Origin of the sequence: Idiomarina sp. 017G (assembly GCF_004362265.1) — a bacterium.
Taxonomy (GTDB): Bacteria; Pseudomonadota; Gammaproteobacteria; order Enterobacterales; family Alteromonadaceae; genus Idiomarina; species Idiomarina loihiensis.
This window is the reverse complement of record NZ_SNWT01000001.1, coordinates 649,978-675,608: the sequence shown is the minus strand read 5'-3', so window position 1 is coordinate 675,608 and position 25,631 is coordinate 649,978. Positions and strand designations below refer to the sequence as shown.

26 protein-coding genes are annotated in these 25,631 nt (G+C 46.0%); 23 read left to right on the top strand and 3 right to left on the bottom strand.

What is annotated here, in order from left to right:
• Nucleotides 1-10: 10 nt before the first annotated feature.
• Together DEU30_RS03330 and ubiG are read right to left on the bottom strand one after the other, a co-directional pair.
• Nucleotides 11-694 (bottom strand): HAD-IA family hydrolase, encoded by a 684-nt coding sequence (locus DEU30_RS03330; protein ID WP_114981276.1) that lies wholly within the window; start codon nt 692-694, stop codon nt 11-13.
• Nucleotides 695-1,426: a bifunctional 2-polyprenyl-6-hydroxyphenol methylase/3-demethylubiquinol 3-O-methyltransferase UbiG gene (ubiG, locus tag DEU30_RS03325; RefSeq protein WP_114981278.1), complete on the bottom strand. Its 732-nt coding sequence runs from the start codon at nt 1,424-1,426 to the stop codon at nt 695-697.
• 149 nt (nt 1,427-1,575) lie between these two features.
• On the opposite strand from ubiG, the gene gyrA reads away from it, so the two are divergent.
• The 11 genes from gyrA to DEU30_RS03270 all read left to right on the top strand — a co-directional run bounded on the left by gyrA (nt 1,576) and on the right by DEU30_RS03270 (nt 13,247).
• Nucleotides 1,576-4,215, top strand: coding sequence for a DNA gyrase subunit A (gyrA, locus tag DEU30_RS03320; protein WP_114981280.1), 2,640 nt, complete (start codon nt 1,576-1,578; stop codon nt 4,213-4,215).
• Nucleotides 4,212-5,297, top strand: coding sequence for a 3-phosphoserine/phosphohydroxythreonine transaminase (serC, locus tag DEU30_RS03315; protein ID WP_114981282.1), 1,086 nt, complete (start codon nt 4,212-4,214; stop codon nt 5,295-5,297). The genes gyrA and serC overlap by 4 nt, the downstream gene beginning before the upstream one ends.
• A 31-nt stretch (nt 5,298-5,328) precedes the next feature.
• Nucleotides 5,329-6,432, top strand: a complete 1,104-nt coding sequence (hisC, locus tag DEU30_RS03310) for a histidinol-phosphate transaminase (RefSeq protein WP_114981284.1) — start codon at nt 5,329-5,331, stop codon at nt 6,430-6,432.
• The gene (gene aroA / locus DEU30_RS03305; RefSeq protein ID WP_114981286.1) at nt 6,425-7,714 is read left to right on the top strand and encodes a 3-phosphoshikimate 1-carboxyvinyltransferase; all 1,290 of its coding nucleotides are present in this window, start codon (nt 6,425-6,427) and stop codon (nt 7,712-7,714) included. Before hisC ends, aroA begins: the two co-directional genes overlap by 8 nt.
• Before the next feature lie 97 nt (nt 7,715-7,811).
• Nucleotides 7,812-8,504, top strand: a complete 693-nt coding sequence (gene cmk, locus DEU30_RS03300; protein WP_016341331.1) for a (d)CMP kinase — start codon at nt 7,812-7,814, stop codon at nt 8,502-8,504.
• A 114-nt stretch (nt 8,505-8,618) separates the two neighbouring features.
• On the top strand, nt 8,619-10,301 hold the full coding sequence (gene rpsA, locus DEU30_RS03295) for a 30S ribosomal protein S1 (RefSeq protein WP_034823106.1): 1,683 nt from the start codon (nt 8,619-8,621) through the stop codon (nt 10,299-10,301).
• A 38-nt stretch (nt 10,302-10,339) separates the two neighbouring features.
• Nucleotides 10,340-10,621 (top strand): integration host factor subunit beta, encoded by a 282-nt coding sequence (gene ihfB, locus DEU30_RS03290; RefSeq protein ID WP_011234600.1) that lies wholly within the window; start codon nt 10,340-10,342, stop codon nt 10,619-10,621.
• A 74-nt stretch (nt 10,622-10,695) separates the two neighbouring features.
• Nucleotides 10,696-10,956 carry a LapA family protein gene (locus DEU30_RS03285; protein WP_011234599.1) on the top strand — a complete coding sequence of 87 codons (261 nt, stop codon included), beginning with the start codon at nt 10,696-10,698 and terminating at the stop codon, nt 10,954-10,956.
• A gap of 6 nt (nt 10,957-10,962) precedes the next feature.
• The gene (gene lapB / locus DEU30_RS03280; RefSeq protein ID WP_114981288.1) at nt 10,963-12,120 is read left to right on the top strand and encodes a lipopolysaccharide assembly protein LapB; all 1,158 of its coding nucleotides are present in this window, start codon (nt 10,963-10,965) and stop codon (nt 12,118-12,120) included.
• 4 nt (nt 12,121-12,124) lie between these two features.
• Complete coding sequence (gene pyrF / locus DEU30_RS03275) at nt 12,125-12,820, top strand: orotidine-5'-phosphate decarboxylase (RefSeq protein ID WP_034823158.1); 696 nt, start codon at nt 12,125-12,127, stop codon at nt 12,818-12,820.
• Nucleotides 12,821-12,926: 106 nt separating this feature from the next.
• Nucleotides 12,927-13,247: a ComEA family DNA-binding protein gene (locus DEU30_RS03270; RefSeq protein ID WP_034823110.1), complete on the top strand. Its 321-nt coding sequence runs from the start codon at nt 12,927-12,929 to the stop codon at nt 13,245-13,247.
• A gap of 89 nt (nt 13,248-13,336) precedes the next feature.
• Here the strand turns inward: DEU30_RS03270 and rne are convergent, their stop codons facing one another.
• Nucleotides 13,337-16,294, bottom strand: coding sequence for a ribonuclease E (gene rne / locus DEU30_RS03265; RefSeq protein ID WP_114981289.1), 2,958 nt, complete (start codon nt 16,292-16,294; stop codon nt 13,337-13,339).
• A gap of 452 nt (nt 16,295-16,746) precedes the next feature.
• Here rne and rluC point away from each other — a divergent pair, with 452 nt between their 5' ends.
• From rluC to mltG, 12 genes are all read left to right on the top strand, one after another.
• On the top strand, nt 16,747-17,694 hold the full coding sequence (gene rluC, locus DEU30_RS03260; RefSeq protein WP_114981290.1) for a 23S rRNA pseudouridine(955/2504/2580) synthase RluC: 948 nt from the start codon (nt 16,747-16,749) through the stop codon (nt 17,692-17,694).
• A gap of 15 nt (nt 17,695-17,709) precedes the next feature.
• Nucleotides 17,710-18,372, top strand: coding sequence for an HAD-IA family hydrolase (locus DEU30_RS03255; RefSeq protein WP_114981291.1), 663 nt, complete (start codon nt 17,710-17,712; stop codon nt 18,370-18,372).
• Nucleotides 18,369-18,965, top strand: a complete 597-nt coding sequence (locus DEU30_RS03250) for a Maf family protein (RefSeq protein WP_034823118.1) — start codon at nt 18,369-18,371, stop codon at nt 18,963-18,965. The genes DEU30_RS03255 and DEU30_RS03250 overlap by 4 nt, the downstream gene beginning before the upstream one ends.
• Before the next feature lie 51 nt (nt 18,966-19,016).
• The gene (gene yceD / locus DEU30_RS03245; RefSeq protein WP_011234591.1) at nt 19,017-19,544 is read left to right on the top strand and encodes a 23S rRNA accumulation protein YceD; all 528 of its coding nucleotides are present in this window, start codon (nt 19,017-19,019) and stop codon (nt 19,542-19,544) included.
• Nucleotides 19,545-19,560: 16 nt separating this feature from the next.
• Entirely contained in the window at nt 19,561-19,731 is a 171-nt protein-coding gene (gene rpmF, locus DEU30_RS03240) for a 50S ribosomal protein L32 (RefSeq protein WP_011234590.1), read from the top strand.
• An 8-nt stretch (nt 19,732-19,739) separates the two neighbouring features.
• The gene (gene plsX, locus DEU30_RS03235; protein ID WP_011234589.1) at nt 19,740-20,765 is read left to right on the top strand and encodes a phosphate acyltransferase PlsX; all 1,026 of its coding nucleotides are present in this window, start codon (nt 19,740-19,742) and stop codon (nt 20,763-20,765) included.
• 16 nt (nt 20,766-20,781) lie between these two features.
• Complete coding sequence (locus DEU30_RS03230; RefSeq protein ID WP_114981292.1) at nt 20,782-21,744, top strand: beta-ketoacyl-ACP synthase III; 963 nt, start codon at nt 20,782-20,784, stop codon at nt 21,742-21,744.
• A gap of 10 nt (nt 21,745-21,754) precedes the next feature.
• Nucleotides 21,755-22,675 (top strand): ACP S-malonyltransferase, encoded by a 921-nt coding sequence (fabD, locus tag DEU30_RS03225; RefSeq protein WP_114981293.1) that lies wholly within the window; start codon nt 21,755-21,757, stop codon nt 22,673-22,675.
• 16 nt (nt 22,676-22,691) lie between these two features.
• Nucleotides 22,692-23,429 (top strand): 3-oxoacyl-ACP reductase FabG, encoded by a 738-nt coding sequence (gene fabG / locus DEU30_RS03220; RefSeq protein WP_011234586.1) that lies wholly within the window; start codon nt 22,692-22,694, stop codon nt 23,427-23,429.
• A gap of 118 nt (nt 23,430-23,547) precedes the next feature.
• Nucleotides 23,548-23,787, top strand: coding sequence for an acyl carrier protein (gene acpP / locus DEU30_RS03215; RefSeq protein WP_011234585.1), 240 nt, complete (start codon nt 23,548-23,550; stop codon nt 23,785-23,787).
• Between the two features lie 54 nt (nt 23,788-23,841).
• Complete coding sequence (gene pabC / locus DEU30_RS03210) at nt 23,842-24,630, top strand: aminodeoxychorismate lyase (RefSeq protein WP_082815474.1); 789 nt, start codon at nt 23,842-23,844, stop codon at nt 24,628-24,630.
• A complete protein-coding gene (mltG, locus tag DEU30_RS03205) occupies nt 24,627-25,631 on the top strand; it encodes an endolytic transglycosylase MltG (RefSeq protein ID WP_114981294.1) in 1,005 nt (334 codons plus the stop codon). The genes pabC and mltG overlap by 4 nt, the downstream gene beginning before the upstream one ends.

The following is a 25,631-nucleotide window of genomic DNA, read 5'->3' as shown; positions in this document are numbered from 1 at the left end:
TGTTTATAGATCAAGAGTTATCAATAGCTAGTAACTTCAGTAACTCCAGTGGTGAGGCGATATGATAGTCGGCTTGCCAGCGTTGCGGCTGATCCTCATTGCTAATATAACCATATTCAGCAAGCACAGTAACCATGCCGGCATTGCGACCAGCTTCGATATCCCGTTCCGCATCTCCGACATAAAGACAGTCGGCAGGTTCTATTCCCAGCTTTTCAGCCGCATAGAATAAAGGTTCCGGCGAAGGCTTTGCTACGCTTAAGGTATCACCGCTTACGACCACACGAATAGCTTCAAACTCCGGGAAGTGAGGCAATAATTGTTGGGTTAGGCGCTCTGGCTTATTGGTGACTATAGCAACTTGAATAGATTCACGCTGCAGCACGGCAAGTAGCTCCAAAACCCCAGGGTAAGGTTGCGTATGAATGGCTATGTTCTCTTTATAAGCACTAAGAAACGCATGTCGCAATTCGGCTTCCATGTCGCTGTACTCATTGGCAAAAGCTAGCTGCAGCATGCCTCTGGAGCCATGCGACGCGACTGGCGTAAACACCTCCGCCGTAATAGCAGGGCGTTCGTATTGTTCGCATACGGCGTTCAATGCAGCACCCAAATCGGGGGCTGTGTCAAGCAGCGTACCGTCCAAATCGAACAACACCGCCTTTACCGGAGACTTTCTGTTTGATGAGGCCATTTATGACTCCGGTTTTTTTAAAGCGATAATGTAATTCACATCAACATCTTTTTCTGAAAGAACAAAGCCTTTCAGTGGATTAAAAATAAGACCGTTAATGGCGATATCTTCCAGCGCTGCTTGATCAGTCATACGCAACAGCTCCGAAGGCTTGATAAAACGTTGATGCTGATGAGTTCCTTTGGGAACCCAGCCTAAAACATGCTCAGCAGCAACAATACCTAATAGCCACGATTTTACATTCCGGTTTAGTGTGGAAAAAAAGATCTTCCCACCAGGTTTTAGTGCTTTAGCACAGGCTTTTACAATAGCCTCAGGGTCAGGTACATGCTCCAGCATCTCCAGACAAGTCACCACATCGAAGCTTGCTGGCTGCTGTTCTGCCAGAGTTTCAATAGCAATGCATTGATAGTCAATTTGACGGCCGCTTTCTAAGGCGTGCAAACGTGCCACTTTTAATGACTGTTCGGCTAAATCAACCCCCGTAACCTGAGCGCCACGTTCAGCCATAGCTTCACTGAGTAATCCACCGCCACAACCAACATCCAGTATTTTTTTTCCAAACAGGCCTTCAGTATGGTTTTCAATGAACCCTAGTCGAACGGGGTTTATTTTATGTAAAGGTTTGAATTCTCCATCAGGATCCCACCAGCGCGAGGCTAGGGCTGAAAACTTTGCGATCTCGTCCGGATCGACGTTTTTTTGTTCACTTTTAGAGCGACTGGTGGTCATAGATTATGCGTCTTTAAGAGATGGATAACGCGGCTAGTCTACCTCAGGCAAAGAATAAGAAAAAGAGGGTGCGAGACGCGTTTGGGATGGGTACAATGATTGGATCAAAATAACAATGAATATGCGGATCTATATTTAGGGAATAAACTATGAGCGATCTAGGCAGAGAAGTGTCACCGGTAAATATCGAAGACGAACTGAAAAGCTCGTACCTCGATTATGCCATGAGCGTCATTGTTGGGCGTGCTTTACCAGATGTTCGTGACGGCCTGAAGCCAGTACACAGACGAGTCTTGTTCGCAATGAACGAATTGCGCAACGACTTTAATAAACCTTATAAAAAGTCAGCTCGTGTCGTTGGTGACGTTATTGGTAAATATCACCCGCACGGTGATAGTGCTGTTTACGACACTATTGTACGTATGGCACAGAACTTCTCCTTGCGTTATATGCTGGTCGACGGCCAGGGTAACTTTGGTTCGGTTGACGGCGATTCTGCTGCCGCGATGCGTTATACCGAAATTCGCATGGCGAAAATTGCGCATCAGTTACTCGCCGATTTAGATAAAGAAACGGTTGATTTTGTAGACAACTATGATGGTACTGAGCGTATTCCTGACGTTCTGCCTACCCGCGTACCTAACCTGTTAGTTAACGGTTCTTCCGGTATTGCCGTTGGTATGGCAACCAATATTCCACCACATAACCTGACCGAAGTTATCGACGGTTCACTTGCCATGATTGATAACCCGGAGATTGATGTTGAAGGGTTAATGGAATACATCCCGGGACCGGACTTTCCGACAGCGGCGACAATTTCTGGCCGTAGCGGTATTGTCGAAGCTTATAAAACGGGTCGTGGCCGTATTCATTTGCGTGCTCAGGCTGAAATTGAAGTTGATGAGAAATCGGGTAAAGAAACCATCATTGTTACGGAAATTCCGTATCAGGTGAATAAAGCTCGCTTAATTGAAAAAATTGCTGAGCTGGTTAAAGAAAAACGCGTTGAAGGTATAAGTGCCCTGCGTGATGAGTCAGATAAAGACGGTATGCGTATCGTTATTGAAATTCGTCGTGGTGATGTTGGCGAAGTTGTTCTTAACCATTTGTACGCTAATACTCAGTTACAGGTTGTCTTTGGTATCAACATGGTTGCCCTGGATAAAGGTCAGCCGCGTCTATTTAACCTGCGCGACATGCTGGACTGCTTTATTCGTCACCGTCGCGAAGTAGTCACGCGTCGCTCAGTCTACGAGTTACGTAAGGCACGTGAGCGTGCTCATATTTTGGAAGGTTTGGCGATATCGCTGGCCAATATTGACGAAATTATTGAGCTTATCCGTCGCTCGCCAACGCCTGCTGAAGCTAAAGCTGGTCTAATTGCCCGCGCATGGCAGCTGGGTGATGTTGCTGCAATGCTGGAAACTGCCGGTGTTGATGCTGCGCGTCCTGATCATCTGCCAGAAGAATACGGCATTCGCGATGGCAACTATCACCTGACCGAAGAACAAGCTCAGGCTATCCTTGATTTACGCCTGCACAAACTGACCGGTTTAGAACACGAAAAAATTCTGGATGAATATAAAGGTCTGCTAGAACAGATTGCTGAACTGCTGCATATTCTGAACAGTTCAGAGCGCCTGATGGAAGTGATTCGTGAAGAACTGGTAGAAATACGTAACAACTTCGGCGATGAGCGTAAAACGGACATTACTGCTGCTGCACACGACATCAGCATGGAAGATTTAATCAACGAAGAAGACGTGGTTCTGACCCTTTCTCACGAAGGCTATGTGAAGTATCAGCCATTGACTGAATACGAAGCACAACGCCGTGGCGGTAAAGGCAAAGCAGCCACTAAGATGAAAGACGAAGACTTTATAGAAAGACTGTGGGTAGCGAACACGCATGACACTATTTTGTGCTTCTCAACCCGTGGCCGTATTTACTGGATGAAAGTTTACCAGTTGCCGCTGGCTAGCCGTGCGTCGCGTGGTAAACCAATAGTGAACTTGTTGCCGCTTGAAGCCGACGAGCGCATTACCGCAATTCTGCCAACGCGGGACTATCCGGATGATAAATTCGTTGTTATGGCAACGAAGAAAGGCACGATTAAGAAAACGCCATTACCAGAGTACTCACGTCCTCGTAACGGCGGAATCATTGCACTGAATCTGGTTGATGACGATGAACTGATTGGTGTTGATATCACTGACGGTAACGGTGAAATTATGCTGTTCTCTGACGCCGGTAAAGTGGTGCGCTTCGCTGAAGAGCAGGTACGTTCAATGGGTCGTACCGCAACAGGTGTCCGTGGTATTCGCTTAGAAGAAGGGCAACGTGTTGTATCACTGATTGTTCCTCGCGAATACGAAGAGGAAGAAGCGAATGTATTAACCGTGACTGAAAACGGTTACGGCAAACGTACGCCGCTAAGTGAATATCCGGCTAAGAGCCGTGCGACCAAAGGTGTTGTCTCTATTAAGGTCAGCGAACGTAATGGTTCCGTTGTCGGCGCCATGGAAGTTATCGACGGCAATGAAATCATGCTTATCAGTAATAAAGGTACTCTGGTAAGAACTCGCGTCAACGAGGTTTCTACTGTTGGTCGTAACACTCAGGGCGTGCGCTTAATTCGCACCGCTGATGACGAAAAAGTCGTTGGCTTACAGCGTATTGACGAAATTGATGAAGATGAAGTGTTAATTGACGGCGAGGTTGTTGCTGAAGAAGGTGAAACCGCAGCTGAAGACAATACTAAAAATCAAGAAGGTTCCGACGAGTCATGAGTCAGTTGTTTAACTTTTCTGCTGGACCGGCAATGTTGCCGGTCGACGTTTTGAAACAAGCTCAGGAAGAGTTACTGAACTGGAATGGGCAGGGCGTGTCGGTGATGGAAATTTCTCACCGCGACCCTGTTTATGTCCATATGGCACGTGAAGCCGAGCAAGACCTGCGCGACCTGTTAAACGTACCTGATGACTATGAAGTACTCTTTTTGCAAGGAGGTGGCCGCGGCCAGTTTTCTGCGGTTCCGCAAAATATCGCGTCACCGGATGCCACGGTAGATTATCTGGATACAGGAATTTGGTCTGGTTTTGCTATCCGGGAAGCCGAAAAATTTGTTTCCAGAGTGAATGTTGCCGGACAAGTTCAGGAAGGCGCTAAAGGCAAAGAAATTCAGTCTCCAGAAAACTGGAAGCTGTCTGAAAATGCCGCCTATTTTCATTATTGTCCTAATGAAACCGTCGATGGTATTGCGCTGCATGAAATTCCTGATGTAAAAGCACCAATTGTCGCTGATATGTCATCGAATATTCTTTCTGAACCACTGGATGTCTCAAAGTTTGGCGTCATATACGCTGGAGCTCAGAAGAATATTGGCCCTTCCGGTTTTGCCATTGCGATTGTTAAAAAGTCCCTATTAGGCGAGCCGCAGAAGCAGGTGTCGTCTATTATGGATTACCAGCTTCAGGCCAAAGACGGGTCTATGTACAACACGCCCAACACCTTTGCCTGGTATCTGGCTGGGTTGGTATTCAAGTGGCTAAAAGCTCAGGGCGGACTAACCGCTATGGGCGAACGCAATCGTCATAAAGCGCAGCTTTTATATGACTTTGTCGATAAGTCCGATTTTTATAGTAACACTATTAATCCGGCTTACCGCTCAATTATGAACGTTCCTTTCCAGTTGGCCGACGACAAGCTTGATGCTGAATTTTTGCAAGGCGCTAAAAACCAAGGTTTACTGGGGCTAAAAGGGCATCGTTTTGTTGGTGGCATGAGAGCCAGTATTTATAACGCAATGCCGGTGGAAGGCGTGGAAGCATTGCTAAGTTATATGGCTGATTTTGAGCGCAAGCTTGGCTAAATAAATAGAATAAAAAAGGTAGTGAATCGTTATGGCAGAATTTAATGCATTAGAACTGGTTAATTCCGGAGTAAAGCAGTTACGTCCGTACCAGGCGGGTAAACCTACGTCTGAATTGCAGCGTGAGTTAGGTCTGCAGCACGTAGTTAAGCTGGCTTCAAATGAGAACCCTCTGGGTTTGAGTGAAAAAGTAAAAACCGCGCTGGAAGCCGAGTTAACTGATTTAGTGCGTTACCCCGATGCTAACGGTTACTACCTTAAAAGTCGTCTGGCTGAGTTACATGAAGTTGGAACGCAGCAAATAACTCTGGGTAACGGTTCTAACGATGTTCTGGAAATTTTAGCCCGTACCTTTGTGTCGGATGAAGACGAAGTTATTTTCTCACAACACGCATTTGTAGTGTATCCGCTGGTGACTCAGGCTATTGGTGCTAAACCTGTTGCTGTTCCTGCAGTAGATTACGGGCACGATCTTGATGGCATGGCAAAAGCCGTTACCGATAAAACCAAGATGATTTTTATCGCTAACCCGAATAACCCAACGGGTACATTTTTATCAACCTCAGTACTGAAAGGCTTCCTGGATAAAATTCCGCAGCATATTATTGTGGTTCTGGATGAAGCTTATTACGAGTATGTGCCGGAAGACGAACGAGCGCCGTCGGTAGAGTGGATAAAAGAATATCCTAACCTGGTGGTCAGCCGGACATTCTCAAAAGCTTATGGGTTAGCGGGTTTGCGCGCCGGTTATGCGGTAAGTCATGAGAGCGTTGCAGATGTCCTTAACCGTATTCGCCAGCCATTCAACATGAACTCGCTGTCACTTAAAGCTGCTGAAGTCGTATTAGATGATCACGCTTATTTGCAAAAAGCCGTTGAACTAAACGCTCAGGGTATGCAGCTATTAACTGAGTTTTGTGAAGAGTCCGGACTTAACTACATTCCATCTTACGGTAACTTTTTAACCATAGAAGTTGGGCCCGATGCTGAGAAGCTTTACGACGAGCTTCTGCATGAAGGCGTTATTGTACGTCCTGTTGGCGGCTATGAGTTGCCTAATCATTTACGTGTCAGCATTGGCCTGCCTGAAGAAAACCAGGCCTTTATTAAGGCAATGAAAAAGCTGCGTGGTTAATTCTATTCGTTTAGAGCCGCGACAGCATTGTCGCGGTACTGTCACCTTACCCGGTTCAAAAAGCATTGCTAACCGGGCATTGCTTATGGCTGCTTTATGCCAGACTCCCGTCACCTTGCATAATTTACTGGTTAGCGATGACACCAGTCGCATGCGTGAAGCTCTTAATGCATTGGGAGTGAGCTTTGACGATGACAAACTCACTACCCGGGTGCATGGCTTAGGAGGGCATTGGAACAAAACTGTTTCTGATCTCTATCTGGGAAACGCCGGTACAGCAATGCGGCCGCTCATAGCCGTGTTAGCGGCAACATTAGAAAGCGAACATCAAGCAGTCGTGCTAAAAGGTGATGCCCGAATGCATGAGCGCCCGGTTAAGCACTTAATTGATGCTTTGCAGCCTCAGGGCGCAGGAGTTAAATATCTGGGGGAGACAGGGTTTCCTCCGTTAGAAATGACTTCCGGTTTAAAGTCGGGTCACTTTGAAATTGATGGTTCGGTATCCAGCCAGTTTATCTCGGCTTTACTGATGGCGCTTCCGTTACTGCCAGGTGACTCAACCCTGACATTAAAAGGGAATGTGGTTTCACGACCTTACATTGAACTGACGCTGCAAATGCTGGCGGGCTTTGGCATTTCGATAAAAGAAGACTCTCCTCAGCGCTACGCTATTACCGGCGGGCAATACTACCAGTCGCCCGGCGAATACTGGGTCGAAGGCGATGCCAGTGCTGCGTCTTATTGGATGGCTGCCGCGTTGTTAGGTAAAGGTCCGGTTGAGATTATCGGTGTTGGTAAAAACTCTATTCAGGGCGACAAACGTTTCGCCGAAGTCATTGAGGCCATGGGCGCGTCAGTGAGCTACCATAAAAACAGCATAACCGTATCCGGCACAGGAAGTGTACAGGGCATTGACCAGGACTTTAATGATATTCCCGATGCGGCAATGACAGTCGCGCCACTGGCTTTATTCGCAAATAAGCCGACGACAATTCGTAATGTCGCAAACTGGCGGGTTAAAGAAACCGACCGTCTTCATGCTATGGCAACAGAGCTGCGCAAGCTCGGTGCCACAGTCGATGAGGGCGAGGACTTTCTCCACATTGAACCGCTGAAACACTGGCAACATGCTGCAATTGATACTTATGACGACCACCGCATGGCAATGTGCTTTTCCCTGGTAGCGTTTTCCTCCGCTGGAGTGACAATCAATGATCCCGGTTGTTGTGCAAAGACCTATCCCGACTATTTTTCCGAGTTTTCACGGCTCTGTCACAGTTAACTCTTAGACTCGCTGACTTTGATTAATGCAATTTTTTTACAAATGCGTATAATTGCGCGGCTAAATGCTGCGTAATGCAGAGCAATTAGAGGATTTTATGACAACTCATATTCCAGTCATTACGATTGACGGGCCGAGTGGGGCAGGGAAAGGAACTATCAGTCGATTATTGGCTGAAAAGCTAGGATGGCACTTGCTGGACAGTGGCGCAATTTATCGCGTACTGGCATTAGCGGCTTTGCACCATGATTTTACGCCGGAAGATGAAGAAAGCCTGGTGGCTTTGGCGGCGCACCTGGATGTGAAGTTTGAAGCAGAAGAGGAACGCTCATTGACACATATTATTCTTGAAGGCGAGGATGTGACCATGACCATCCGTACCGAGCAAGTGGGTAATATGGCCTCAAAAATAGCGGCTTTACCACGAGTCAGAGAAGCTCTACTGCGCCGCCAGCGTGGGTTTAAAGAGCTTCCGGGTCTGGTGGCCGACGGCCGTGATATGGGAACTGTTGTTTTCACTGATGCCGATGCCAAAATCTTTTTAACGGCTTCTGCCGAAGAGCGTGCAAGACGACGCTTTGGGCAATTGAAGGAAAAAGGTTTTGATGCTAATATTGATCAATTAGTGAACGAAATTAAAGAAAGAGATGATCGTGATACGAATCGCTCGGTGGCACCTCTTAAGCCAGCTGAGGATGCGTTGTATCTGGATTCCACTGATACGTCCATAGAGGACGTGTTGGAACAAGTATTGACGTTTGCGCACAGCAAACTCTCAAAGACTAGCTAGGGTCAGGTGACCTTAATTAGGCGTCTGTTGTAAGGAAGCGAACAGACTATTTTAATAACCCCGCTGTATACGGAAGTTCAGTGGACGTCTTATTTATAAGCGAAGTTAATTACTATGTCAGAAAATTTTGCAGAATTATTTGAAGAAAGCCTAAAGGAAGTTGAAACACGCCCGGGCTCCATTGTTAAAGGTACTATCGTTGCTATCGAAAAAGATTTGATCCTGGTTGATGCCGGCCTTAAATCAGAAAGCGCGATTCCAGCAGAACAATTCCGTAATGCAGAAGGTGAATTAGAAGTCAGCGTCGGCGACGTAGTTGACGTAGCCCTTGATGCAGTTGAAGACGGCTTTGGCGAAACCATTCTGTCTCGCGAAAAAGCGAAGCGTTATGAAGCATGGCTGCAACTGGAAAAAGCACACGAAGACAATGCAACCGTTATCGGTATTATCTCTGGTAAGGTTAAGGGTGGCTTTACAGTAGACTTAGGCGGCGTTCGCGCGTTCTTGCCTGGTTCACTGGTTGATGTACGTCCAGTACGTGAAACAACGCACCTGGAAAACAAAGATTTAGAATTCAAAGTTATAAAGCTTGATCAAAAACGTAACAACGTTGTTGTTTCTCGCCGTGCTGTTATCGAGAAAGAAAACAGTGCAGAGCGTGAAGAGCTGCTTGAAAACTTGCAAGAAGGCCAGGAAGTTCAGGGTATCGTTAAGAACCTGACTGACTACGGCGCGTTCGTTGACTTAGGCGGCGTAGATGGCTTATTGCACATTACCGATATGGCTTGGAAACGCGTTAAGCACCCAAGTGAAATCGTAAACGTTGGCGATGAAATCACTGTTAAAGTATTGAAGTTTGACCGTGAACGCACTCGTGTATCTCTTGGCCTTAAGCAGTTAGGCGAAGATCCATGGGCTGATATCGCAAACCGTTACCCAGAAGGGCATCGTTTAACTGGTCGTGTTACGAACTTGACTGATTACGGTTGCTTCGTCGAAATCGAAGAGGGTGTTGAAGGTCTTGTTCACGTATCAGAAATGGACTGGACTAACAAAAACGTTCATCCTTCTAAAGTGGTTAACCTGGACGACACTGTTGAAGTTATGGTTCTGGAAATTGACGAAGAACGTCGTCGCATTTCACTAGGCCTTAAACAGTGTAAACCTAACCCATGGGAAGAGTTTGCGAAAAACCACAATAAAGGCGAGCAAGTTACTGGTAAGATCAAGTCAATCACTGACTTTGGTATCTTCATCGGTCTTGACGGCGGTATTGATGGTTTGGTTCACTTGTCAGATATTAGCTGGAACGCTACTGGCGAAGAAGCCGTTCGTGATTACAAAAAAGGTGAAGAAGTTACCGCTGTAGTCATGCAAGTTGATGCTGAACGTGAGCGTATTTCACTGGGTATCAAGCAGCTTGAAGAAGACCCATTCAATAACTACCTGGCGGCCAATAAAAAAGGTGCTATTGTTACAGGTACAGTTACTGAAGTAGACGCTAAAGGCGCTAAAGTTGAATTAGCTGAAAGCGTTGAAGGTTATGTTCGTGCCGCTGACATTTCACGCGAGCGCGTTGAAGATGCAAGCACTGAACTGAGCGTTGGTGATTCTATTGAAGCTCGCTTCATGGGCGTTGACCGTAAAAACCGTACTCTGAGCTTGTCTATCCGTGCGAAAGACGAAGTTGAAGAGAAAGAAGCGGTTGAAAGCGTTAATAAGCAACAGGACAGTGGTTCTGGTCTTAACAGCGCAATGGCAGAAGCCTTTAAAGCTGCAAAAACTGACGACGAATAATTTACTGCACTGTTGCAGTTAATTTGAAGGAGGTAATGATGACTAAATCAGAGCTGATTGAAAGGTTAACTTTGAAGCACGAGTTACCTCCTAAGCAGGTTGAAGCTTCGGTAAAAGAGATACTCGAACAGATGGTGCAATCCTTATCGCAAGGTAAGCGCGTTGAAATTCGGGGCTTTGGAAGCTTCTCTTTGCATTATCGGGCTCCTCGTGTTGGCCGTAATCCTAAAACAGGTGATCCTGTTGAATTGGATGGAAAATATGTACCGCATTTTAAAGCGGGCAAAGAGCTTCGCGAGAGGGTCGATACATTAAGTTAGTTTTTACGCTCGATTGATAAAAACGGCATGCTATACTGGCATGCCGTTTTTTTATAACTAACAGGTAAGCAATTATGCTTAAAAAGCTGCTTATTCTCATTCCTGTATTAATCATATTTCTTTTAGCAATGGCGTTTGGGGCTCAGAACCCGCAAACTGTGGTTGTTAATTTACTGGTGCTGCAAACAGAAATGGCTGTTGCATCGCTGCTTGCTATCTTTTTTGGTAGCGGTTTTCTGGTTGGTATTTTATTACTTTGCCTATCGAGTTTATCCTGGCGCTATCGGTATAACCGTTTAGTTAAGCGTTTAAATAAACTGGACAAGGAGAGTTAACGGCTCATGTTGGAGCTTCTCTTCCTGCTTTTACCAATTGCTGCTGCCTATGGCTGGTTCATGGGCCGCAATAGTGTTCGCACAGAAGAACGAAAAGAGCAGAAACGTTTCTCCAAAAAGTACGCCACAGGTATCAATCTTTTACTGTCAGATCAGCCAGATAAGGCAGTTGATTTATTCGTCGAGTTATTAGACGTCGACAGCGAAACCATAGAGACTCACTGGACCTTAGGCAAGTTATTTCGCCGCAGAGGCGAAGTTGACCGCGCAATAAAAATTCATAAAAACCTGACATCACTTCCCAATCTGTCTGAGCACGATCGCTTAACGGCTATGTACGAGTTAGGTAAAGACTATCTTTCGGCCGGAATCTATGACCGCGCTGAACAAATGTTTGCCGGCTTGCAGAGTTACAAATTATTCCGGGAAAAAAGCCAAAAGCACCTTCTTGAGCTTTATGAGTCCACGCACGAATGGGATAAAGCCATTAAAATAGCTTTGCGTCTGGCGAAGCAAAGCAGCCACGCGCGAGTCGTTCTCGCTCAGTTATATTGCGAACTTGCCGAATTAGACGACAATGTTCCGAGTAAAATAAAGCATTACAGCAAAGCGCTTAAACACGATACTAATTGTGTTAGGGCTGTTCTCTCCCTGGGTAAAATCTACATGAAAGAAGGGGAGTACGGGGAGTCTATTAATTACTTAATCCGGGTGTTCGAACAGGATAAATCCTTCGTTTGCGAAACCATTCCTTTGCTAGAGGAAGCTTACGAGAAAATATCGGATACCCATGCTTTTATCGAATTTCTACACAGTTGCGTTGAACACAATGCGGGGATAACGGCCGCTATTACATTGTCAGAAAAAATCTGTGAATCGCAAAGTATTGAAGACGCAGAACACTTTATGACTCACGTTTTAGAGCAGCATCCAACAATGCGCGGATTCCATCATTTAATGGGGTTACACATTAGAGCCGCTGATGTGGGCAATGCGCGTGACAGCCTCCGGAGACTGCGCAAAATGGTTCACGAGCACATAGTGCAGCGCCCCAATTATAAGTGCCGTCACTGTGGTTTCTCCGGACATACTTTATATTGGCGTTGTCCATCGTGTAAGAGCTGGGCAACAACAAAACCTATTTTTGGATTAGATGGTGAATAACAACATGGCGTTACCGAAAATTTATGTTGCATTAGATTGCCAGACACAGGAAGCCGCTGACAATTTAGTGAGTCAATTACCAGCTGGAAAAGTTGGTCTTAAAGTGGGTAAGGAATTGTTTACTGCTATTGGACCCGACTGGGTGAAAAAGCAGGTTGAGCAAGGTTTTTCAGTATTTTTAGACTTAAAGTTTCATGATATTCCAAATACAGTGGCTAAGGCGGTAACCTCAGCAGCTAAAATGGGTGTTGATATAGTGAACGTGCACGCCAGCGGCGGTACCGAAATGATGAGCGCGGCAAGGGATGCATTAAAGCAATTTGATAAACCACCTTTATTAATAGCCGTGACTGTACTCACCAGCATGAGTGATTCTGACCTAAACGAAATAGGAATTCAGGCAACTGCGGAACAGCAAGTACTTAAACTGGCAAAACTAGCGCAGCAGGCTGGCTTGAACGGCGTGGTTTGTTCTGCTCAGGAAGCTCGTATGCTGAAACGTGATTTGGGTACGTCATTTAAGCTTGTAACGCCGGGTATCCGACCTGCCAACAGCGCCACTGGTGACCAAAAGCGGGTTATGACACCAGAAGCCGCAATAGAGGCTGGAGTCGATTACATGGTTATTGGGCGACCCATTACGCAGGCAACTGACCCAACCGCCAGCGTTGCGGAGATATTAACCTCTATAGGAGAATAACTCACTTACGCCTTCGCAATGTCGTAATCTTCTAATAGGGCTAAAAACTTCGGCTATAGTGTCTTTACTGCAGTGACGCAGTGATTTTTCAATAGGGAATGACACTATGAAGCTAAAATTAATTTCCATACTTGTTGCCTCATCGCTGTTTTTAGCAGCAGGGGCGCAAGCCACTCCATTATCCGCCTTACCAAACTTATCTCCAGTAGCACAGGCTGAAGAGGTTAAAACCGTCAATATCAATACGGGTTCAGCACAAGAGATATCGGCTGTTCTGGTTGGTGTCGGTGAGAAACGGGCTGAGCAGATCATCGAGTTAAGAGAGCAACTGGGTGGTTTTACCGAAGTAGAGCAGTTACTTGATGTAAAAGGTATTGGTGCTAAAACCTTAGAGAAAAACCGAGCCTTTATTACTATTAAGCCGTGACGGCAAGTAAACTCCAGAGATAAAAAAAGGCCGGTAGTTTGTTGCTACCGGCCTTCCTATTTCCTTACTAAACTTTCGTTTAGCTCAATTTAGTCACACTTTGCCATTTCGGCATAAGAAGTCGAACGCGCCTGAGAAATACTGGCGATACGACTGTCTTTAACAAACTGAGGGCGATTATCTGATGAAGCTACAGGCAGAGCCTTAAAGGCTTCTTTGCGTTCTTCAGCTGTTGCCTTTGTCATTGCAGAAAATGATGAACCACTTAATGAACGGTTAGGTATAACCGCTTCGGTTTTCATTTGCTTGCGTTTTTGCCCCGCAGCCCGTTGATGACGAGGAGAGCGGCGAGAGCGATCTCTGCTTTTCTTCTCTTCAGCCTTAGGCTCTGGCTTTTCTTCAACAGTGTCTTCTGTCTCAGTTGGCTTTGCAGGCTCTTCAGCGGTTTCAGAGCTATTACTTTGCTCTTCTTTAGCTGGTTCTGGCACGGCTTCACTGGCTTGCTCAACTGATGTTTCTGCTTTGTCATCAGATGCCACTTCTGGCTGAGCTTCAGGTTTAGTTGTGTCCGGCGTTTGCACTGTTTCGTCTGTACTGGTTTCAGTTTGTTGAGTTGCTTGAGTGTCCGCTTGAGGTGCTTTCTCTTCGCTACTCTCATCAACACTCTTCTCTACGCTCTTCTCTTCGCTCTGTTCTGCCGGAGTTGCAGATTGAGTCTGATTTTGTACCAACTCAGCAGCTGCCTGCATACGCGGATCCAGCACCTTATCAGAAATTGCTTTATTCTCGCTCTTGTCAGAACCCGATTGCTTTGCAGGTTTCTCTTTAGCCTGGGTTGGCTTTTGAGTATCTGCACCATCAGTCGACGCATCAGCAGACTTTTGAGCTGGCTGCGTTGGTTCTTTAGCTTCTACTGAATCGCCAGTCGATGAAACGCGAACGGATTTTTCAATCGGCTTACGTTGACGACGAGGTTTATCCTGAACAGCTTTAGCCTCTTTTGGCTTTTCTGCTTCAGCCGGGCTATCAACTTGCTCGTTCTTAGCCGCTTCTGGTTTTGGCTGCTGCTGATTTTTATTGCTGCGGCCACGACGTCTGCGATCGTTACGGTTGCGACTATTACGGTTACCTGCGTCATCGCGAGATTCCGTTGATTTATCTTCTGTAGCTGCAGAGGGGTTTTCTTTACTGGCTTCCTTGTCCTTACCCGCTGACTGGTTGCGGCCTCGCTGCTGGCGGTTTCCTGAGCGGCGATTACGGCCACGACGTTGCTGATTCCGCTGGTTCTGAGCATTGCGTTCTTTTTCTTTCTCAGCTTCAGCCTGTTTCTGTGCTTCATCTGAACCAAATAAGCCAGAGAACCAAGTCGCTAAACGACTCAACAAGGATGGTTGAGCTGCTTTTTTCTCTTCAACTTTAGGAGCCGGTGCTGGCGTAGGAGCTGCACTCGGTGCCTGAAGGCCTTTTAATGCAGGCTCTTCAAATTTAGCTTTATCCTGAGTCAAAGTAATAGAAACCGTAGATTCAGTTTGCTCCGGTTTTTGCACCAACTCAAAACTGGCCGATTCCGGAACTTCGTCATCACGAATACGTAACACTTCAAAGTGAGGTGTTTCCATATGGTGATTCGGGATAATAACGATTTTCACGTTATGACGCTTTTCAATATGATTTACGGATTGACGCTTTTCATTGAGCAAATAAGTTGCGACATCGACCGGAACCTGAGCATGCACCTGAATGGTGTTGTCTTTTATGGCTTCTTCTTCAATCAAGCGCAAGATCGACAGAGCTAAAGAATCGCTCGAACGTATAGTTCCCTGACCATTACAACGAGGGCAAACATTGTTTGCTGATTCGCCCAGCGAAGGACGTAAACGCTGACGAGACATTTCCATCAAGCCAAAGCGCGAAATGCGGGCTACCTGAATACGCGCTCTGTCCTGAGATAAGCTATCGCGTAAACGATTTTCAACATCACGTTGATGGCGGGCAGGGGTCATATCAATAAAGTCGATAACCACTAAGCCGCCAACGTCGCGTAAACGCAACTGACGTGCTATTTCTTCGGCTGCTTCAAGGTTGGTCTGCAATGCCGTTTCTTCGATATCGCCACCTTTAGTTGCACGTGACGAGTTAATATCGATGGATGTCAGTGCTTCGGTTGGGTCGATAACAATTGAACCACCTGACGGAAGGCGGACTTCGCGCTGGAATGCAGATTCAATTTGGCTTTCAATCTGGTAGTGACTGAAAAGCGGAACATCGCCTTCGTATTGTTTTACGCGTTGTAAAAAATCCGGACGAATAAGCTGTATATGACTACGGACTTGCTCGTAAACTTTCGGGCTATCGATGAGAACTTCACCGATGTCTCGGCGCAGGTAATCGCGTAAGGCGCGGAAAATAACGTTGCTTTCCTGATGAATAAGGAAAGGAGCAGGGCGCTCGTCTGCAGCTTTGCTAATGGCTTCCCAATGGTTAAGCAGAACATTCAAGTCCCACTCGAGCTCTTCTTTTGACTTGCCTACACCGGCGGTACGGACGATCAGTCCCATTTCTTTCGGAACATTGAGGTCAGATAGCGCCTCTTTTAGTGCTGAACGTTCATCGCCCTCAATACGGCGAGATATACCACCGGCTCGGGGGTTGTTCGGCATGAGCACCAAATAGCTGCCAGCCAGGGAAACAAAGGTAGTCAAAGCGGCGCCTTTTTGGCCTCGCTCTTCTTTGTCTATTTGAACAATAACTTCCTGGCCTTCTTTAACCACATCTTTGATGTTGGGGCGACCCTGGAAGGTATAACCTTGTGGAAAATAGGTTTTAGCTATTTCTTTAAGAGGAAGGAAGCCGTGGCGTTCTGCGCCATAATCGACAAAGGCAGCTTCGAGACTTGGCTCTATGCGTGTGATTTTGCCTTTATATATGTTTGCTTTTTTCTGTTCGTGACCAGGGCTTTCAATATCTAAATCGTAAAGGCGCTGGCCGTCAACCAGCGCAACACGCAACTCTTCTAATTGCGTGGCATTAATTAGCATTCTTTTCATTACTGTGACTCAATTCTTTGGGCCACAATATGACACGCCCCAATGGCGATCGTGCAATTATCGAATTCGTCTGTCGCTGCAAGCCCTTTGGGACCTGCGTTACCCGTCATCTACAACGTGTAACTAAAATGAGTTTGACTGTGCCGATAACACCAACTGTTCGGTGTCATATTGTCGCTAAATTTTACGTCTGCAATCGATTATGAAACAAAGCGTATTCAATGTGCTGTGTTCTTCTCCGTGCCATCAACATCTCGGCTAGTCACTTCATTAGACTTTAAAACCGTACGCTGATGTGGATAATGCGTCGCTCTGCTATTTCGATTGCGCGAAATATATTCTTCGTCTGCCATCTTCGATGGACTTTGACACTTAATTATTCCATGAAAACCACTGAAAATACAAGCAACAATTTCGCTGTTGAATCTTGTAGATGATGGTAAAATAGCGGCATGAAAACAATTCAACAAGAAGTACGCTGGCATACTGTCTCTGCAGAAGAGTCAGGGCAGCGAATAGATAACTTTCTCATTGCGCAATTACGCGGTGTACCTAAGTCTTTGGTGTACCGAATTGTTCGTAAAGGTGAAGTGCGGGCGAATAAAAAGCGGATAAAACCGGACTATAAGTTAAAGGAAGGTGACCTCATTCGCATTCCTCCGGTAAAAGTGAGCGAAAGGCCTGACCTTCCGTCTGCTAATTTAGAGCAGGTTGCAGCTCTGGAGCACGCGATCCTCTATGAAGATGACGCTTTGATGTTAATTAATAAACCATCAGGAGTCGCCGTACATGGCGGCTCTGGGTTGCAGTTCGGTCTTATTGAAGGCTTAAGAGCGCTGCGGCCAAAAGAGAAAAGCTTAGAGCTGGTTCACCGAATAGACCGCGACACCAGTGGCTTGTTGCTGGTTGCTAAAAAACGTTCAGTGCTGAGAAGTTTGCATGAACAGTTGCGTAACAAAGAAATGAATAAGCAATATCTGGCGTTGGTTCGCGGTCAATGGCAAAAACGGGTTCGCAGTGTTGAGGCGCCGTTAAAAAAGAACACCTTAAAATCCGGCGAGAGAATTGTACGCGTTGATGCAGAAGGCAAAGCCTCTTTGACGCGTTTCAGAATTCAGCAAAGGTATAAGGAAGGGACATTAGTTGAAGCGTCGCCAGTTACCGGCCGCACCCATCAAATTCGTGTTCACGCGTTACATGCGGGTCATCCTATAGCGAAAGATCCTAAGTACGGTGATACAGATTTCGACAACGCAATGTCCGGGCTTGGGTTAAACCGACTGTTTTTGCACGCTTGGCAGCTGCGTTTTCTGCATCCTGTTACAGGAAAAGAAGTGGCTTTTGAAGCCCCTCTGGATGACAACTTACGGCAAACGTTAAAGCAGCTGACGGCACAATAATAAGGACAGCTTATAATGATGTACGATAAGCGACTTGTGGTGTTTGACTGGGACGGCACTTTAATGGACTCCATTGGCCGAATTGTGTCATCTATGCAAAATACAGCGCAGCATACGGGGTTACCCGTTCCGACCGAGATTTCAGTCAGAGATATTATTGGTTTAAGCCTTGAACCCGCAATAGAGAAACTGTTTGGCGTGCTTAACGCGGCACAACTGAATAGTTTTTTGACTCAGTATCGTGATGAATATGTCGACTTGAATACAACGCCGTCGCCATTATTTCACGATGCAAAAGCGGTGCTTTCTCAGTTATCCCATGCCGGTTATCGTTTGGCCGTTGCGACGGGCAAGGCTCGGCGTGGATTACAACGAGTCTGGGCGGAAAGTGAAACCGAACATTACTTTGATACTTCGCGGTGCGCCAGTGAAACTAAAGGTAAGCCTGACCCCCAGATGCTTTATGAAATTATGAATGAACTTAAAACTCAGCCTGAACACACCCTAATGGTTGGAGACTCTGTTCACGATATGAAAATGGCGGTTGCCGCTGGTGTACAGGCAATTGGTGTAAGCTTTGGCGTGCATGACGCTGAACGTTTACGCGAAGCCGGTGCTACAATAGTGGTCGATTCGCTTTCAGAACTCAGCAATAAACTTGTCAGGGAGACATTATGACGTTGCCATTAATTCTGGGATCAGGTTCTAAGTACCGTCGCGAAATTTTAGATAGACTGCACTTGAACTACGATGTTGTGAAGCCGGACATAGATGAGAGTGCGATTAGCTCAGAAAGCCCACAACAGTTAGTGGGGCGTTTAGCAGAAGCAAAAGCCCGGGCAGTTGAAAAGAGAATGACTTACGATAACGCTATTATTATTGGTTCCGACCAGGTTGCTGTTTGTGATGGCAATATTCTAGGTAAACCCGGCAACCATGAAAATGCGGTGCGACAATTGTCCAGCTTTATTGGCAAAACGGTAACCTTTTATACTGGGCTGGCTGTTTTTAATACAGAGGCTCAACAATGCGAAGTAAGAGTAGAGCCGTTTGAAGTTGAGTTTCGTCAATTGACTGCCGAAGAAATAGAACGTTACGTTGAACTTGAAAATCCCTTTGATTGTGCCGGCAGCTTCAAAAGCGAAGGGCTGGGAATCAGTTTGTTTAGTGGTTTAAAAGGCAACGACCCCAATACACTCATCGGGTTACCAGCTATCGCTTTACTGGATATGTTGAGAACTCACGGAATTAACCCTCTAAATAAGGATTAACGACAGATTTCCCTTGTCAGTAAAGCGGAACTTCGTTAACATTCGCGCGCTATGCAAAAAGTTCGTATTCCCGTAACAGTAGACCCAGTCAAAAGTGCCAACAAGAAAGTGGCATATGATGGGGTTGTGCCTGGAAAAACATTAACAAGACTTCAGGAAAGTTTGGTAGAACCTTGCCCCGATCCTGAGGCCAGTGTTGAGTTTGGAATTGATGAGCAGGGCATTAGTTATTTTACAGGGAAAGCAAAAGTTGCTGTAAAAGTACTTTGTGAACGCTGTAATACGCCCCTGGATGTTGATATTCTCGCGCAATTTGCGTATGCTCCTGTCACTAAGCGACAGGTGGCAGATGACTTTCCCGATAGCTACGAAGCTATTGAGGTAAACGACTTTGGAGAAGTTAACCTGCATGGGCTTGTTGAAGACGAATTAATTCTGGCTATGCCAATAGTTCCTAAGCACGACGCTAAGGCATGTCAGGTGGATCGTGATGCGATGACGTGGGGCGAAATTGACGAATCAGCTGCTGAAGAGTCTGAGAACCCGTTTGCCGTATTGCAAGAATTGAAGCGTAAATAATCAGGAGATAGCGTAAATGGCTGTTCAAAAAAGTAAGAAAAGTCGTTCAAGACGCGACATGCGTCGTTCACACGATGCAATAGACGGCCCAACACTGTCGGTTGACTCAACTACGGGTGAGACGCATCGTCGTCACCACGTAACAGCCGACGGTTATTACAAGGGTCGTAAGGTCGTTAACAAGTAAGACAGGCCATGCCTGAACTGAACATAGCGATTGATGCAATGGGGGGCGATAACGGCCCCTCTATTGTTATAGAAGCCCTGGAAAAAGCGGTTCATCGGTATCCCGATGTTAAATTCACCGTTGTCGGGCATGAGCAACAACTCACCCCGTTACTCGATAAATTCAATTTAAGCTCGCATCCTTCCATAAATCTTGTTCATGCAGAACAAGTTATCGAAATGGATGATAAACCGGGCCAGTCTCTGCGTAGTAAACCTGAGTCCTCCATGCGCGTTGCGCTGCAAAGCCTAACCGACGGTAATTGTCAGGCAATGGTAAGCGGTGGCAATACTGGCGCGTTGATGACTAATGCTTACTTTACACTTAAAACGCTTCCTGGCGTGTTGCGCCCGGCGTTGATGACGGCTTTGCCGAATCAAACCGGCGGAAAATCTTATTTGCTTGATTTAGGTGCTAATGCCAGCTGTGATTCAGAAACCTTGTTTCAGTTTGGTGTTATGGGTGCTGTGGCCGCTGAATATTTATCGGGTGTACCAGCTCCTAAAATTAGCCTGTTAAATATGGGTGAAGAAGACATCAAAGGTAATGATGTTGTGCGCAATGCAGCGGCCAGACTCGCTCAATGTGAGCAGCTAAACTACATTGGTTTTATTGAAGGTAATCATTTATTTAGTGGCAGAGCTGATGTTGTGGTTTGTGATGGTTTTGTCGGTAATGTAGCACTTAAAAGCTGCGAAGGTCTGGCAACATTCATTATCGATCAAATGCGGGACACACTAAATTCGCACTGGCTTTATCGTTTTTTCTTTCGTTTTTTACAAAAACGGACGCACAAGTCCTGGGATAGGCTGAAGCCCGACCACTACAATGGTGCGAGTCTGATAGGATTGCGCCATGTCGTGATAAAAAGTCACGGTAGCGCTAGCGCCGGCGCTTTTTATAGTGCAATTCAACAAGCCGTCGCAGAAGCGCATGAACAGCTTCCTGAGCGAATTAAACATCGTGTCGAAGCAGTCTTATCAGAACAGCTGTAATCAGTTAAGTAGCGCTATGACTTATGCAAAAATTGTTGGTACCGGGCACTATCTGCCCGAGCAACGGCTTACTAATGAAGAACTCTCCCAGCGGGTTGACACGTCTGACGAATGGATAACAGAAAGAACCGGTATTAAAGAACGGCGCATTGCGGCACCTAATGAAACCGCAGCGACTGTAGGTTATGAAGCGGCAAAAGAAGCACTGGCTGCCGCCGGTTTAAGCCCCCGCGATATCGATATGATTGTGGTGGCGACCACATCGGCCGAGCACGCTTTTCCTAGTGCGGCCTGTGAAATTCAACGAATGCTGGGCGTCACATCTATTCCGGCTTTCGACGTTGGAGCAGCATGCTCTGGCTTTATTTATGCGCTTTCTGTCGCTGACCAGTTTATTAAAAGCGGACAACATCAACGTATTCTGGTTATTGGTACTGATGTATTGGCGCGTTTATGTGACCCTAATGATCGCAATACCGTGGTGCTTTTTGGTGATGGTGGCGGAGCCGTTGTCCTGGAACAAAGTGACACTCCCGGAATTATCTCCACTCATCTATTTAGTGCAGGCGAATACAGTCACTTATTAGGGGCCAAACAAGCCTCCAGAGCGTCAGACCGCGGTACAGAGAACGCCTGGATGTACATGAAAGGTAACGAAGTTTTTAAAGTTGCGGTTTCAAAACTCAGTAGTTTAGTGACCGAAACTTTAGCGGAAAATCAATTACAGGCGCATGATTTAGACTGGTTGATTCCGCATCAGGCAAATTTACGTATTATTAATGCAACAGCGAAAAAATTACAGATGCCGATGGAGCGCGTGGTAATTACTCTGGACGCAACAGGGAATACTTCTGCGGCATCGGTACCAATTGCACTTGATTGGGCGGTTAAGGACGGACGTATTAAGCGTGGTCAGAAACTCTTGCTAGAGGCTTTTGGCGGCGGTTTTGCATGGGGTTCGGCGCTCGTTCAATATTAAGAGGATGATTATGACTAAAACGGCATTGTTATTTCCGGGGCAAGGCTCTCAAAGCGTTGGCATGTTAAGTGAATTGTCGAATGATTTTGCATTAGTGAAAGAAACATTCGCAGAGGCCAGCAGTGTTTTGGATTATGACCTTTGGCAGTTGGTACAACAGGGACCTGAGCAGCAGTTGAATGAAACGCAACGGACACAGCCTGCGTTATTAACTGCCAGCGTTGCACTATACCGTGTAGCTAAAGAGAAAGGGTTGGCCGACGTTACCGTTATGGCCGGGCATAGTCTGGGTGAGTATTCAGCGCTAGTATGTGCCGGAGCATTAGAATTTACTGACGCGGTTAAACTTGTAGCCCTGCGCGGCGAGTTTATGCAGCAAGCCGTAGCCGAAGGTGAAGGCGCTATGGCCGCGGTTATTGGCCTGGAAGATGCCGAAATTGAAAAAATTTGTTTAGAGCAGGCAGGAGAACAAATAGTAACTCCGGTTAATTATAATTCGCCGGGGCAGGTGGTTATAGCAGGACATGCAGACGCCGTAGCTCGCGCTGCAGAAGCTTTAAAGGAAGCCGGAGCTAAACGGGTTTTGCCATTACCTGTTAGCGTGCCGTCACACTGTGCTTTGATGCAGCCAGCAGCCAGTCAATTGGCCGACGCGTTAAAGTCGATAAAGTTGAAACAGCCACACACCCCGGTCATTAATAATGTGGACGTTGCAATAGCTGATAGCGAAGATGCCATTAAAGATGCCTTGGTGCGTCAGCTCTATCGCCCTGTTCGCTGGACTGAAACGATTGAACAGATTGCGAAATTGGATGTCGAAACAGCCTATGAAGTTGGTCCGGGAAAAGTACTGACTGGATTAAACAAGCGTATTACTAAGGCTTTTGGTTGTAGTGCGTTGAATACGCTAGACTCTTTGAACTCACTTTAATAAAAAGGTTATTTACGTGCAAAACTTTGAAAATAAAGTCGCATTAGTTACAGGCGCAAGCCGGGGAATAGGAAAAGCAATAGCTGAACTGCTTGCTAGTCAGGGAGCGAAAGTTATTGGTACAGCGACCTCTGATAAAGGTGCAGCTGCAATCTCCGAATATCTTGGTTCAAAAGGCAAGGGCCTGGCGTTGGATGTAACCGATTCTGATAGTCTGCAGCAGGTTATTAAAGAGATTGAATCAGAGTACGGTTCTATTGATATTCTGGTGAATAACGCCGGCATTACCCGCGATAACCTGATGATGCGAATGAAAGACGACGAATGGGATGCTGTCTTAAACACGAACTTGTCAGCCGTATTTAAAGTTTGTAAGGCGGTTGTACGCGGCATGATGAAGCGCCGTAATGGCCGTATTATTAATATCAGTTCAGTTGTTGGCACAACAGGAAACCCGGGGCAGGTTAACTATTGTGCGGCGAAAGCCGGACTGGTTGGTTTCAGTAAGGCAATGGCTAAAGAAGTTGCAGCGCGCGGCATTACCGTGAACTGTGTTGCGCCTGGCTTTATTGATACAGATATGACAAAAGCTCTGAATGATGAGCAAAAACAGGCTATTTTTGATAATATTCCGGCAGCACGTTTAGGCGAGCCAAAGGAAATTGCTGCTGCGGTAGCATTTTTAGCATCAGAAGGTGCAGCTTATATCACTGGTGAAACCATTCACGTTAATGGTGGTATGGCGATGGTTTAAGAGGTTAGCGGTACGACCTCTTAACTTTATGCTATTTTTTACTTTATTAATGAGGCTGGTTTCACTACACTACAGCCAATTTTCACTCTCGCGATGACTATTGAGGGATTTTATAATCATGAGTACTATTGAAGAACGCGTTAAAAAAATCATTGTTGAACAATTAGGTGTTAAAGAAGAAGAAGTTAAGCCTGAAGCGTCATTTGAAAATGACCTGGGTGCTGATTCTTTAGACACAGTTGAACTGGTAATGGCTTTGGAAGAAGAATTTGAAACTGAAATTCCAGACGAAGAAGCTGAAAAAATTAAAACAGTTCAATCAGCTATCGATTACGTAAATAATCATTCTAACGACTAATTTGTCGTAGAACGTGATATAAAAGGCGGAGCCATTGGTTCCGCCTTTTTTGTTATGACAATAAGAAAAATACTACTTAATAATACGCCTTTCCATTGTTCTGAAATAGACAGAGGGCTGCAGTTCGGTGACGGGCACTTTACAACCATACGAGTTGTTCAAGGTGTGCCTTTGCATATAAAGCGACATTTGAACCGACTGTCTGAAGCTAATACCCGTTTATTTATAAACCATCCAAACTTTAACTTTTTGCATCAGCGTATCCTTAACGCTTGTGATGGCATTGAAAACGGTGTGTGTAAGGTTATTGTCACTAGAGGTTATGGTGGCCGAGGGTATGGCTTTTCAGACGGCGCAGTGGCGAATGAATATATTCAGGTAAGTGATGCTCCGGGTAACCTTAAATCGGTTAGTCTTGGTGTTGCTGAATTGAACTTAGCCAGACAACCTAAGCTGGCCGGTTTAAAAACATTAAATAGGCTGGAGCAGGTTCTGTTGACTCAGGAGCGCAGCGTTTCTGAATATGACGATTTACTGGTCTGCGACTCGGAAGGTAATGTTGTCGAAGCCATACAGGGAAATGTTTTTTGGTACAAACAAGGGCAATGGTACACCCCCGATCTGAGTTTTTCCGGTGTACAAGGAATTATTCGCCAGTTGATTATTGATGAAGACATGCTTGCGCCTTTGCGTATCGGTCATTTTTCATTGAATGAGTTAGCTGACGTTGAGCAGATTATCCTCAGCAACAGTGTCAGAGGCGCTGTTACGGTCACTCAGTTTAATGGTAAAGTATTGGATAAGAGTAAATTGCCGGCGGTATTAGAGCAGCTTATATTATGAAAAAACGTCTTATTTTAGCGCTGCTTGTTGCAGCTTTTGTGGTTTCGGTCGTGGCTGTCTTTGTATCCGGGCGCTGGTATTTATCTCAGCCAATACAAAGTGACGCTAGTACGCCTCTATTGTTAGATTTTAGAGGAGGAGCAACTGCCCGTAGCGTAACCATTCAAGTAACAGAGCACTTTGAGAAGGGGAACTCTGCATTAATTTATCGCCTGAGTCAGGTTTTTGACGATGTCGACCATTTGCAAGCTGGCCTTTATGAAATTAACGGACAACAAAGCTGGTTTGATGTCTGGAGTATTTTGACTCAAGGGCGGGAAAAAACCTTTACTGTGACTCTGGTTGAAGGATTGACTCTCGAGCAGTGGAGAGCTCAACTAAAACAGCTACCTTACCTAAAAGATGAGTCTTCTGAATTGGATCCGGCGGAACTCAGGCAAAAGCTGGGCGTTACAGAAACCTCTATTGAAGGTGTTTTATTACCTGAAACCTACAGTTACAGAGCTTACACAACGGATATTGCTATTCTGAAGCAAGCGTACCAATCTATGCAGCAGGTGCTGGAAAATGCCTGGCAAGAGCGTTCAGACAGATGCCCTGTAAACTCACCTTACGAATTGCTGATACTGGCTTCTATTATTGAGAAAGAAACCGGTTTGGCCGATGAACGTCCGCTGGTTGCAAGCGTATTTGCCAATCGTTTAGCTGTCGGCATGCGGTTGCAGTCTGATCCGACGACAATCTATGGTATTGAAAATTTTGACGGCAATCTGACTCGTACTCATTTGCGCGAGAAAACAGAATACAATACTTATCGAATTAACGGATTACCGCCAACACCAATTGCGATGCCCGGCAAAGCCTCAATTAAAGCAGCAGCAAATCCGGCACGTTCTCCGTACTATTATTTTGTTGCGGATAAATCAGGTGGCCATGTTTTCTCGGAAACACTGGAAGAACATCAACAGGCTGTACGCCGATATCAACTGAATCAAGAGTGA